11 protein-coding genes are annotated in these 11,579 nt (G+C 62.3%); 4 read left to right on the forward strand and 7 right to left on the reverse strand.

Annotated elements, in window-relative coordinates:
• Nucleotides 1-40: 40 nt before the first annotated feature.
• The 6 genes from AAF563_04515 to AAF563_04540 form a co-directional block, all read right to left on the reverse strand.
• A complete protein-coding gene (locus tag AAF563_04515) occupies nt 41-1,663 on the reverse strand; it encodes an ABC transporter ATP-binding protein (protein ID MEM7120517.1) in 1,623 nt (540 codons plus the stop codon).
• Entirely contained in the window at nt 1,660-2,694 is a 1,035-nt protein-coding gene (locus AAF563_04520; GenBank protein ID MEM7120518.1) for an ABC transporter permease, read from the reverse strand. Before AAF563_04520 ends, AAF563_04515 begins: the two co-directional genes overlap by 4 nt.
• Nucleotide 2,695: 1 nt before the next feature.
• The gene (locus AAF563_04525; GenBank protein MEM7120519.1) at nt 2,696-3,802 is read right to left on the reverse strand and encodes a microcin C ABC transporter permease YejB; all 1,107 of its coding nucleotides are present in this window, start codon (nt 3,800-3,802) and stop codon (nt 2,696-2,698) included.
• A gap of 25 nt (nt 3,803-3,827) precedes the next feature.
• Nucleotides 3,828-5,663: an extracellular solute-binding protein gene (locus AAF563_04530; GenBank protein ID MEM7120520.1), complete on the reverse strand. Its 1,836-nt coding sequence runs from the start codon at nt 5,661-5,663 to the stop codon at nt 3,828-3,830.
• Nucleotides 5,664-5,786: 123 nt separating this feature from the next.
• On the reverse strand, nt 5,787-6,563 hold the full coding sequence (locus tag AAF563_04535) for an inositol monophosphatase family protein (GenBank protein ID MEM7120521.1): 777 nt from the start codon (nt 6,561-6,563) through the stop codon (nt 5,787-5,789).
• A gap of 42 nt (nt 6,564-6,605) precedes the next feature.
• Nucleotides 6,606-7,382 (reverse strand): inositol monophosphatase family protein, encoded by a 777-nt coding sequence (locus AAF563_04540; protein ID MEM7120522.1) that lies wholly within the window; start codon nt 7,380-7,382, stop codon nt 6,606-6,608.
• A gap of 113 nt (nt 7,383-7,495) precedes the next feature.
• Between AAF563_04540 and AAF563_04545 the strand changes: the two genes are divergently transcribed.
• The 4 genes from AAF563_04545 to AAF563_04560 are packed head-to-tail and all read left to right on the forward strand — an operon-like array spanning nt 7,496 to nt 10,970.
• Complete coding sequence (locus AAF563_04545; protein MEM7120523.1) at nt 7,496-8,254, forward strand: HAD family hydrolase; 759 nt, start codon at nt 7,496-7,498, stop codon at nt 8,252-8,254.
• Between the two features lie 9 nt (nt 8,255-8,263).
• A complete protein-coding gene (locus tag AAF563_04550; GenBank protein ID MEM7120524.1) occupies nt 8,264-9,121 on the forward strand; it encodes a type 1 glutamine amidotransferase in 858 nt (285 codons plus the stop codon).
• Nucleotides 9,118-10,353 carry a PQQ-dependent sugar dehydrogenase gene (locus AAF563_04555; protein MEM7120525.1) on the forward strand — a complete coding sequence of 412 codons (1,236 nt, stop codon included), beginning with the start codon at nt 9,118-9,120 and terminating at the stop codon, nt 10,351-10,353. The genes AAF563_04550 and AAF563_04555 overlap by 4 nt, the downstream gene beginning before the upstream one ends.
• A 59-nt stretch (nt 10,354-10,412) precedes the next feature.
• The gene (locus AAF563_04560; protein ID MEM7120526.1) at nt 10,413-10,970 is read left to right on the forward strand and encodes an NUDIX hydrolase; all 558 of its coding nucleotides are present in this window, start codon (nt 10,413-10,415) and stop codon (nt 10,968-10,970) included.
• A gap of 11 nt (nt 10,971-10,981) precedes the next feature.
• Here the strand turns inward: AAF563_04560 and AAF563_04565 are convergent.
• A partial coding sequence (locus AAF563_04565) for an ATP-dependent Clp protease proteolytic subunit (protein ID MEM7120527.1) occupies nt 10,982-11,579 on the reverse strand: 598 nt, incomplete at its 5' end.

The following is an 11,579-nucleotide window of genomic DNA, read 5'->3' on the forward strand; positions in this document are numbered from 1 at the left end:
CTATAGCCGCCCCGGGACGGGCGTGCAGCGGATTTGGTGTTCAGGTTGCGACGACGCCGGTCTCGGTTGCCTGCAGCTCGAAGGCGGCGGCCATCAACGCCTTCGTGTAGGCGGTCTCCGGCGCATCAAAGATGTTATCGGCCGCACCCTGTTCGACCACATTGCCGTCCTTCAAGACGACGACCTTATGGCTCATGGCGCGCACGACTTTCAGGTCGTGGCTGATGAAGAGATAGGCGAGCTTGTGGTCGCGCTGCAGTTTGCGCAGCAACTCGACGATCTGGGCCTGAACCGACATGTCGAGCGCGCTGGTCGGCTCGTCCAACACGACAAAGCGCGGCTTCAACACCATGGCGCGGGCAATCGCGATACGCTGGCGCTGACCGCCCGAGAATTCATGCGGGTAGCGATCCATCATCGCTGCTTCCAAGCCCACTTCCTCCAGCGCTTCGGCGACCCGATCGCGGCGCTCCGTGTCACTCTTGCCAAGTCCGTGAACCTTTAGGCCCTCGGCGACGATGTCCTTGATCGACATCCTGGGACTCAAGGAACCGTAAGGATCCTGAAAGACGATCTGCATCTCGCGGCGTAGCGGCCTGAGCTCCTTGAAGCCCATACCCTGTATCTCGTCGCCGCCGAAGCGAATGTCACCCTTGCTCGCAATCAGGCGCAGGATGGCCATGCCCAATGTGGTCTTGCCGGATCCAGACTCGCCGACCACACCGACCGTCTCGCTCTCCTTCAGATTAATGGTGACGCCGTCGACCGCCTTGATGTTGTCGACCGTGCGCCGCAGCACGCCGCCCTTGACCGGAAAGTAGACCTTGACGTCGTCGGCCTCGATGACTTCGGGCGCGCCTTGGGGTACCGGATCGGGGCGGCCCCGTGGCTCCGACGCCAGAAGGTGGCGCGTGTACTCATGCTGGGGATTGTCGAACACATCCGACACCGGCCCGGCCTCGACAATCTGGCCGTCATTCATGACGCAGACCCGATCGGCGAAGTGGCGCACGATGTTGAGGTCGTGGGTGATGAACAGCATTGCCATGCCGAGACGGTCCTGCAGTTCCTTCAAGAGTTTCAGGATCTGCGCCTGAATGGTGACGTCGAGCGCGGTGGTCGGTTCGTCGGCGATTAGCACATCCGGGTCGTTGGCCAGCGCCATGGCGATCATTACCCGCTGGCGCTGACCGCCGGAAAGCGTGTGGGGATAGTCGCCCAGCCGGCCCTTAAGGTTGGAAAGTCCGACGAGATCGAGCAGTTCCAGGATGCGTTTGCGGGCGTCCGACCGGTTCATGCCCTTGTGCAGCAGAAGTGCCTCGCCGATCTGCTTCTCGATCGTGTGCAACGGGTTCAGCGAGGTCATCGGCTCCTGGAAGATCATCGAGATTTGGTTGCCGCGAATATCGCGCAGCTGCCGGTCGCTCGCTCCGACCATCTCTTCGCCATTGTAGACGATGCTGCCTTTGGGATGGCTCGCGGTCGGGTAGGGCAGAAGCTGCAGGATCGAGAGCGCGGTCACCGACTTGCCGGAGCCAGATTCGCCGACCAGGGCGACGGTCTCGCCTTTGTCGAGGTCGAAGGAAACACTGCGCACGGCATCGATTTCGCGCTTTTCGACGCGGAAACGAGCGGTGAGGTCGCGTACTTGCAAAAGACTCATTGCGGCATTTTCCTTGGATCGAAGGCGTCGCGCACGGCTTCACCGATGAATATCAGAAGGCTCAGCATGATGGCGATGACAAAGAACGCGCTCAACCCGAGCCACGGCGCCTGCAGGTTAGCACGTCCCTGGTTCAAGAGCTCACCCAGAGATGGCGAGCCCGGCGGCAGGCCAAGGCCCAGGAAGTCGAGCGAGGTCAAGGTGACGACGGACCCGTTCAGGATGAACGGCAGGAAGGTGAGCGTCGAGACCATCGCGTTGGGCAGGGCGTGGCGGTACATGATAATGCCATCGCGCACGCCCAGCGCCCTTGCCGCCCGCACATAGTCGAGATTGCGGACGCGCAGAAACTCCGCTCTGACTAGCCCGACCAGCGCTGTCCAACTGAACAGCATCATGATCAGGAGGAGTGTCCAGAAGCCGGGGATGATGACGCTGGCCAGGATGATCAGGATGTAGAGAACCGGGATGCCGGACCACACCTCCAGCGCGCGCTGGCCCAGCAGATCGACCCAGCCGCCGCGATAGCCCTGGATCGCGCCGACGGCGACGCCGATGACGGAGGACACGAACGTCAGCGCCAGACCGAACAGGACGGATATGCGGAAGCCATAGATCAGGCGGGCGACGACATCGCGCCCCTGGTCATCGGTACCCAGCCAGTTTTCCGCCGTTGGCGGGCTCGGTGCGGGCGAAGGCAGGTTGTAGTTGATGGTGTTGTAGCTGTAGGGCACCAGCGGCCAGACCATCCAGCCCTTCTCGTTGATCAGATCCTCAACGAAGGGGTCGCGGTAGTCGGCTTCTGTCTCGAAGTCGCCGTCGAATGTGGTCTCGGGATAGGCGTTGAGGATCGGCAGATAAACGCCGCCGTCGTACCAGATGAGAAGCGGCTTATCGTTGGCGACGAACTCTGCCGGCAGGGTAAAGAAGAACAGCACCAGGAAGATCCAGAACGACCAATAGCCGCGCCGGTTGGCGCGAAATTGCTGCAGGCGCCGCTGGTTGAGGGGATCGAGGTTGACCAGCGCCATATCAGCCGACGTCCCGGCTTTCGAAATCGATGCGCGGATCGATGACGACGTACATCAAGTCGCCGACCAGGTTCATGATCAGCCCCAGAAGGGTGAACATGTAGAGCGTGGCGAACATGACGGGGTAATCGCGATTGATCGCGGCCTCGTAGCCAAGCAGGCCAAGACCATCCAGCGAGAAGATAATCTCAATCAGGAGCGCGCCGGTGAAGAGGATGCCGATGATGGCGCCGGGAAAGCCGGCGATCACGATCAACATGCCGTTGCGAAAGACATGCCGGTAGAGCACCTGGCGTTCGGCCAACCCCTTGGAGCGTGCTGTCACCACATACTGGCTCTTAATCTGATCCAAGAACGAGTTTTTGGTCAGCATGGTTAGCGTCGCGAAGCTGCCGATGATGAGTGCCGTCAGCGGCAGCACGAGATGCCAGAAGTAGTCGAGGATCTGATTGATCAGCGACATGTCATCCCAGCCAGGCGAGGTCAGGCCGCGCAACGGGAACCATTTGAAGTAGGAGCCGCCGGCGAAAACGACGATTAGCAGAATGGCGAACAGGAAGCTGGGGATCGCGTAACCCAAAATGATCGCGCCGCTTGACCAGATGTCGAACTTGCTGCCGTCGCGCACGGCCTTCGTAATGCCAAGCGGGATCGAGACCAGATAGACAATGATGGTGGTCCACAATCCAAGCGAGATCGAGACCGGCAGCTTGTCGATCAGCAGGTCGATGACGCTGCGGTCGCGAAAGGCACTGTTGCCGAAGTCGAAGGAAAGGTAGTTCCCCATCATCAGCAGGAACCGCTCGACCGGCGGTTTGTCGAGGCCGTACTGCCTCTCCAGTTCGGCAATGAACGCGGGGTCGAGACCCTGCGCGCCGCGATAGACGTTGTCGCCGCCGGCACCCGTCGATGAGCCGGTAGTAGCGGCGACTTCGCCACTGGCGCCGGAGAACCGCGCTGTCGCGTCGACGCCGGTTCCTTGCAGTTCCGCGATCAGCCGCTCGACCGGACCGCCGGGAACGAACTGCACAATCACGAAATTCACCACCATGATGGCGAACAGCGTCGGAACGATCAGCAGCAGGCGCCGAACGATATAGGCCAGCATGGCGGTGCCCCGGTCTCCTGGGCGCCTATTCCTTCAGTTCCTCTTCGGCTTCTTCAAGTTCCGTGGCCAGACCGGGGTCGATCCACCAGGTGTTGATACCCAAACCAAAGCGTGGCGGGATCTCCGGGCTTTCGAACTTGTTCCAATAGGCGACGCGGAAGACCTGCACGTGCCAGTTCGGAATCACGTAGTGGTTCCACAACAGAACCCGGTCGAGTGCGCGCGTCGCGGTAACCAGTGACTCCCGGTCCTCGGCGAAGATGACCTCGTCGATCAGAGCGTCGACGACGGGATTCTTGATGCCGATCACGTTACGGCCCCCGTCGATGTCGGCGGACTCCGAACTCCAGAAGTCCCTTTGCTCGTTGCCCGGTGATTGCGACTGTCCGAACACCTCGACCGTCATGTCAAAGTCGAACGTGTCCATCCGGTTCTGGTACTGCGCCGCGTCGACCGTGCGCAGGTTTGCCTTTATGCCAAGCCGTTCGAGGTTACGGGAGAACGGCTGCACGATCCGCTCGAACGCCGGATTTCCCAACAGGATTTCGATCTCCATCGTCTCGCCGTTGGGACCAGTCAGAACGCCGTTCTGGATCGTCCATCCGGCCTCTTCCAGCAATCCCCTCGCGGTTTGCAGACCTGCGCGGATGTTGCCCGAACCATCGCTCGTCGGCGGTTCGTAAACCTCCGTGAAGACTTCCGGTGGAAGTTGGTCGCGATAAGGTTCGAGAAGCACCAGTTCCGCCTCACTCGGCAGTCCCGTTGCCGCCAGTTCGGAGTTCGAGAAGTAGCTCTTTGTGCGCGTGTACTGGCCGTAGAAAAGGTTCTGATTGGACCACTCGAAGTCGAAGGCATAGCCCAGGGCTTCACGCACCCTGGGGTCGGAAAACTCGTCGCGGCGCAGATTGAAGATGAAGGCCTGCATACCGGTCGGGTTCTCGTGGACGATCTCCTCCAGGATGATCAGACCCTGGTTGACGGCGGGGCCGGTATAGGCGGTCGCCCATGTCTTCGAGACGTTCTCCAGGCGGAAGTCGTACTCGTGCGCCTTGAACGCCTCGACCGCCACCGAGTCATCACGGTAGTAGTCGTAGCGCACGGTACCGAAGTTGTTCTGACCAACATTGACGGGCAGATCCTTGCCCCAATAGTCCTCGACGCGTTCGTAAGTGATCGAGCGGCCGGCATCGACCGAGGCGACACGATAGGGGCCGCTGCCCAATGGCGGTTCCAGGGTCGTCTCGGCGAAGGCGTGTTCGGCGTAGTAGTGTTTCGGAAGTACGACCATCTGACCCATGATCAGCGGCAGCTCGCGATTGCCTTCCTGGTCAAAGGTGAACTTCACTTTGCCGCCGCCCAAATCTTCGGCGCTCACCACATTGGCGTAATAGGCCCTGTAGAACGGATGACCATCGGCCTTCAGGGTTTCAAAGGTCCAAATGACATCATCGACCGTGAGCGGCGTACCGTCATGCCAACGCGCTTCGGGTCTCAACGTAAAGGCGACCCAAGAGCGATCGTCCGGAATCTCGACAGTCTCGGCCAGCAGACCGTACTCGGCGAATGGTTCGTCTTGAGAACTCACCATCAGCGTGTCGAAGATACTGCCGATACCGGCGGCAGGCGTACCGCGCAGGATGAAGGGGTTCAGGTTGTCATAAGTGCCGCGCGCCGATCGTCGGATCTCACCGCCCTTGACCGCGTTCGGGTCGGTGTACTCGAAATGGGTGAAATCCGGCCCATACTTTAAATCGCCATACATCGAGATGCCGTGGCCGACGTAGACGTCACCCTCATCCTGGGCAGAGGCCGGAAGGGCGGCAAAAAAGGCGAGGGTGGCGAGTACGGCAAAACGGCGCATGAAACTCTCCTGCGTCTTGGCGGCGGTTAGCCCGGTTGTTCGTCGAAGGTGCGGCGGTTGTGTGGCCGAGGCTGGTCCGACCGATGCCAATTTAGCCCCGAAGGCTCCGCCATCACGGAGGTTTTACCCATCGATCAGCGCCAGGCACTGGTCGTGCAGCGCGGGATCGCCGACGGCCAGAATCCGGCCATCCGACCGGGGCCTGAGCGGTTTTCCCTGCCAATCCGATACGACGCCGCCGGCATTGCGGATCAAAGCGGTCGGCGCGGCAAAGTCGTGCTGTTTGAGATCGGCGTCGATCATGACGTCGTGCAGCCCCATGGCGAGCAGGCCGTAATCATAACACTCGCCGCCATACATCACCCATTTCCCGGCCTTGTGGACTGGGCGCATGGCGTCATAGGCATAGTAGGCGTAATCGTCGGGCCCGGACGTGGTGACCACCGCATCGGCCAGCCTTGGGCAGTTCCGCGTTCGGATCGCCTCACCGTTCATGGTCGCGCCGTGGCCGTCAGCACCGATCCAACGCTCCCGCATGACCGGTTGGTCGACCAGGCCGAGCACATAGTCCTCGCCGTGGCGCAGCGCGATCAGCGTGCCGAACAGCGGAATGCCGCATACGAAAGACTTGGTGCCGTCGATCGGGTCGACGATCCACACGAACTCGGCATCGGGGCGGGTTGGCTCGTACTCCTCGCCGATCACACCGTGGTCGGGCGCGTGCCGGTCGACGAGGTCGCGGACCTTCAGCTCGACCGCCTTGTCGATCTCGGTCACTGGCGATTTGTCGGCCTTGGTCTCTGTATCGAAGTCGCGCCGGAACTTGGCGCGGGCGATGTCGCCGCTGGCATCCGCCATCTTGTGGGCCAGGGCGAGAAAAGCGTCGGGGACGGGGCTCATGGGCCGAATGTGCCTGCCGCCGAGGGCGTGATCAAGGTCATGTCAGAAGTCCAGCAACCGAACCGCCTGCTCATGCAACCGCTGGTCGCCGGCGGCCAGTGTCCGCCCGGCATAGGTGATGTCGACGGGATTGCCTTTCAGATCGGTCAGGATGCCGCCGGCGTTGCGCACCACCGGTTCCAGAGCGGCGATATCGTCGATACCCAATTCCGCCTCGATCGCCAGGTCAAGCGCGCCGTTGGCCATGGCGCCATAAGCGAAACACTCCAGGCCGTACATCAGCCAGTTCACGCCCTGGCGCAGCGGTGCGACTTTCGATTCGTCGGCCTCGGTCTCGGCATCAGGGCCGACAGCGGCCATGACGGCCTGGCCCAGCGACGGACAGGCCCGCGTCCTGACGGGGTGGCCGTTGTGAGTGGTGCCGTGGCCGTCCGCGCCCGTCCAGCGGTCGCCGGTAATCGGCTGGTCGATAATGCCCAGCACATAGCGGCCGTTGTGCGCCAGGGCAATCAGGCAGCCGAAGGTCGGCTTGCTTTTCAGGAAGCTCTTGGTCCCGTCAAGCGGGTCGACCAGCCACACCCACTCGGCGTCGCCGCGCACGGTGGGGAACTCCTCGCCGTGAATGCCGTGATCGGGATAGTGCTCCTCGATCAGTGCACGCACCGCTGTCTCGGCCTCGCGATCGGCCCGGGTCACCGGACTTTCGTCGGACTTGGCTTCCGATCCGATACCCGTGCGGAAATAGCGGCGCAACACGGCACCGTCGGCATCGGCCAGGCGCTCGGCGAAGGTCAGGAATTCGGGTGGGACGGTTTCCATGGCGCGCGGACCATGCCGCCCACTTGGCGACTTGGCAACCTTGTGTGGTATATCCAGGCGCATCGCGGTATGAGGCCGCTAGCGGGTTTGCGGGCCAGGGAGGGGAAGGCGCCATGGCGTTGAAGGTGGTCAGTTTCGACCTTTGGGACACGGTGATTCACGACGATTCCGACGAGCCGAAGCGCGCGGCAATGGGTCTCAAGAGCAAGGTCGACGAGCGCCGTCACCTGGTTGCCGAGGCGCTTGAGCGTGCCGGTCACGCGGTCGACGTCAAGGCGGTTTCCGAGGCTTATGACAAGGCTGACGAGGCGTTCAACAAGGCATGGAAGGGCGACCACATCACGTGGCCCATCCGCCAGCGCCTGGAACTCGTGCTGACCAATCTGGGCCACACACTGAGCGACGACCTGATGAACGAGGTCGTGAAGGCGCACGAGCAGATGGAACTCGTCATCAAGCCGGACCCGGTGCACGGCGTGGTCGACGCGGTGCGCGACCTTGCCGGGCGCTATCAACTCTGTGTCGTATCCGATGCCATCGTGTCGCCGGGCAAGGCGCTGCGCCAGATCCTGCATAGTTATGGCGTCGACCGGTTCTTCGACTCCTATGCCTTTTCCGACGAAATCGGCCACTCCAAACCGCACAAGGGCATGTTCCAGCATGTCGCCGACGAACTGGGCGTCACGTTCGAAGAAATGGTCCATGTCGGCGACCGCGACCACAATGACGTCAAAGGGCCGCAGGCGCTCGGCATGAAGGCGATCCTGTTCACCGCGACCCGCGACACCGACAAGGAGACGACATCGGCCGATGCGATCTGCGAACGCCACGGCGATCTGCCGGCGATTGTCGATCGCCTGGCGGCCAATTAGGGGACAATAATGACCAACGACATCCGCTTCCTGGTCATTGACGGTTATGCCCGCGACAGCCGCGACGAATTGGCGGCGGGCGGCTGCTCGGTCGCCGGCGAGCTCTACGCCCATCTCTTGAGAAAACACCTGCCGGGCGCGCTCGTCGACATTCTCTATCCGTCCGACCCGGACGCCGGGCTGCCCAGCGGCACGGGGCTTGAGGACTATGACGGCATCGCCTGGACGGGCTGCAATCTGACCGCCTATGAGGAAGAGCCCCGGGTCGTCAGCCAGATCGATCTGGCGAAACGCATCTTCGAGATCGGCACGCCCAGCTTCGGCAGTTGCTGGGCCGCCCAGATCGCCGTGGCGGCGGCTGGCGGCATCGTGCGCGCCAGCCCCTATGGCCGCGAAATGGGCATCGGGCGCAAGATCAGCCTGACGCCGGAGGGCCGCGGCCATCCGATGTATGCCGGCAAACCCACGGTATTCGACGCCTTCATCAGTCATGTCGACGAGGTGACCCACCTGCCGCCGGGCTCACAGGTCCTGGCGGCGAACAACTTCTCTGCGGTCCAGTCGGTCTGCGTCACCTATAAGCGCGGGACGTTTTGGGCGCCGCAATACCACATCGAGTACGACCTCCATGAGATGGCCCGGCTGATCGCCTGCCGCAAAGACAAGCTGATGAAACTCGGTTTCTTCCGCGATGGCGACCAGTGCGAAGCCTATGTCGCCCAGCTCGAGGCGCTACATCAGGACCCCAGCCGGTTCGACATCGCCTGGGCGCTCGGCATCGACGACGACGTGATGCGCGAGGAGGTGCGCGAGAGGGAGTTGACCAACTGGATGGAACAACAGGTCTTGCCCAGGATTCACCGATGATCTTTAGGCTGGCGACGGTTCTGTTTCTGGTGGCGGCGCCGGCCGCCGCGCAGACGGACCTATCTGGCCCAAACGAGCCGGTCGGTTACCAGTTCCTGATCACGCCCGAAGATCTGCCGCCGCCTTATGCGACGGAGAGTTACGCCAACAGCGGCGAGTTGAACAAGCGGCCCGATCCGCCGGTCTTGAACGTGCCCGACGGCTTTGAGGTCAACATTTTCGCCGAGGACCTCGACCATCCGCGCTGGATGACCATCGCGCCCAACGGCGATGTCTTCCTGGCCCAGACCAGGCCCGGCCGGATCACGGTGCTGCGCGACACCAACGGCGACGGCAATGCCGATGAGACCTTCACCTATCTGCGGGGTCTGAAATCGCCGACCGGCATGGCGTTTCGTGACGGTTACTTCTATGTCGCCGATCTGGAGGCGGTATGGCGTGTTCCCTATGAGGACGGCGACACCTCGGCGCGCCAGGGCCCGGTGCCGATCACCGGTCAAGGGGCCCTGGGCGATCCCGACGGCCACTGGACGCGAACCCTGGTCTTCGAACCGGATAGCGATGCGTTCTATGTCGGCATCGGCTCGCGCGGCAATGTCGGTATCGAACGGCTGCCCCGCGCAACGGTCCAGGTCTTCCGCGACGGTGCGTTGGATCCGGAGACATTCGCCGCGGGTCTTAGAAACCCCGTCGGCATCGACTTCCACCCCGAGACCGGCGAACTCTATGTCGTCGTCAACGAACGCGACGGTTACGGCGACGACCTGGTGCCCGACTACTTCACACGCATTCGCGAAGGCGAGTTCTTCGGTTGGCCCTATGCCTGGGCCAACGGTATTCCCGATCCGAAGTATGGCGACGATGCGCCGGACCTGGTTGAGCAGACGATCCTGCCGGATGTCATGTTCCAGTCCCACTCCGCGCCCATCGGCATGGTCTTCTACGATGCCGCCATGTTCCCCGATGAGTACGCGGGCGATGCCTTTGTCGCTCTACGCGGGTCGTGGAACCGTGAGACGCCGACCGGCTACAAGATCGTGCGGGTGCCCTTCGAAGATGGTCGGCCGGCGGGCGGATACGAAAACTTCGCGACCGGTTTCTGGTTCGCCGGCGAAGAACAGGCCCAGATCATTGGCCGCCCGGCGGGCCTCGCCATCGCCGCTGACGGCAGCCTGTTGATTGCCGACGACACCGGCAAGGCGGTATGGCGCATCAGCTATAGCGGCGAGTGATTCGGTGATCGCGCCCCGGGGGTGCTGATCTGCCGTCTTGGGATTAACATATAAGGGTCATGGCCGACCGCAAACCAGCCGGGCCCGTCAGCCGAAGGGTGCCCAAGAACGACAACCGCGAGCGGCTGGTGTGCGACGACTGCGGCTTTGTCCTTTACTCCAACCCCAAGGTCGTCGTCGGCTCGGTTGTCTGCCTGCACGACCGTATCCTGCTGTGCCGGCGCTCAATAGACCCACGTTCGGGTTTCTGGACGCTACCGGCAGGTTACCTGGAGAACGGTGAAACGACCGCCGATGGCGCGAAACGCGAGGCCAAGGAAGAGGCAGGAGCGGAGATTGAGATTAATCACGTCCTTGCGGTCTACAGCATTCCCCGGATCAGCCAGGTCCAGGTGATGTACGCCGCAAGCCTGCTGTCAGACGACATATACGCTGGCGAAGAGACGTCCGAGGTCGGTCTCTTCGCCTGGGACGACATCCCGTGGGACGACCTGGCGTTCCCCTCGGTCCGCTGGGCGCTCAACCATTGGCGCGAGGCCCAGGAGACAGGCGATACCGCGGCACGCTCTAACCCGCCGGGCGAGATCGGCAACTTCGTCGAGGATGCGCCCGTCTAGAGCGAACTCTCTCAGACGTCTTTGGAGCTGTTGATGATGTGGGTCACGACGCCGTACTCCTTGGCTTCGTCCGGCCCCATCCAATAGTTCCGGTCGGTATCCTTGGCGACGCGCTCGATCGGCTGACCGGTTTCCTCGGCGATGATCTTGTTAAGGCGCTCGCGCATCTTGAGGATTTCCTTGGCCTCGATGTCGATCTCGGTCGCCTTGCCGCCGACGCCGCCCATGGGCTGGTGCAGCAGAAAGCGGGTGTTGGGCGTGCAGTAGCGGTTGTTCTTGTCGGCCGCCAAGAAAATATGCGCGCCGGCACTGGCGACCCAGCCGGTGCCGATCACCTTCACAGGCGCGCGCACGAACTGGATCATGTCGTGAATGGCATCACCCGATTCGACGTGACCGCCGGGCGAACTGATCACCAACTTGATCGGATCGGCGCCTTCTTCGTCCAGCGCCAGAAGCTGGGAGACCGTCTCGCGCGCCATCTTTTCGTTGATCTCGCCGAACAGCAGGATTGTGCGGGCATCGAACAGGATCCTCTGAACCGCGCGGTTCTTGTCTTTCTTGTCCGACGACTTGGCGTTGTCCTTGTCGTCGTCGTCTTCGTCGTCA

The sequence above is a fragment of the Pseudomonadota bacterium genome (assembly GCA_039028155.1).
Lineage (GTDB): Bacteria > Pseudomonadota > Alphaproteobacteria > SP197 > SP197 > JANQGO01.

Excerpts from the sequence above, each read along its gene's own strand:
- AAF563_04555 (MEM7120525.1), top strand. The coding sequence starts at position 9,118 with ATGATCTTTAGGCTGGCGACGGTTCTGTTTCTGGTGGCGGCGCCGGCC.
- AAF563_04515 (MEM7120517.1), bottom strand. The coding sequence starts at position 1,663 with ATGAGTCTTTTGCAAGTACGCGACCTCACCGCTCGTTTCCGCGTCGAA.
- AAF563_04550 (MEM7120524.1), top strand. The coding sequence starts at position 8,264 with ATGACCAACGACATCCGCTTCCTGGTCATTGACGGTTATGCCCGCGAC.
- AAF563_04525 (MEM7120519.1), bottom strand. The coding sequence starts at position 3,802 with ATGCTGGCCTATATCGTTCGGCGCCTGCTGCTGATCGTTCCGACGCTG.
- AAF563_04520 (MEM7120518.1), bottom strand. The coding sequence starts at position 2,694 with ATGGCGCTGGTCAACCTCGATCCCCTCAACCAGCGGCGCCTGCAGCAA.
- AAF563_04530 (MEM7120520.1), bottom strand. The coding sequence starts at position 5,663 with ATGCGCCGTTTTGCCGTACTCGCCACCCTCGCCTTTTTTGCCGCCCTT.
- AAF563_04545 (MEM7120523.1), top strand. The coding sequence starts at position 7,496 with ATGGCGTTGAAGGTGGTCAGTTTCGACCTTTGGGACACGGTGATTCAC.
- AAF563_04540 (MEM7120522.1), bottom strand. The coding sequence starts at position 7,382 with ATGGAAACCGTCCCACCCGAATTCCTGACCTTCGCCGAGCGCCTGGCC.
- AAF563_04535 (MEM7120521.1), bottom strand. The coding sequence starts at position 6,563 with ATGAGCCCCGTCCCCGACGCTTTTCTCGCCCTGGCCCACAAGATGGCG.
- AAF563_04560 (MEM7120526.1), top strand. The coding sequence starts at position 10,413 with ATGGCCGACCGCAAACCAGCCGGGCCCGTCAGCCGAAGGGTGCCCAAG.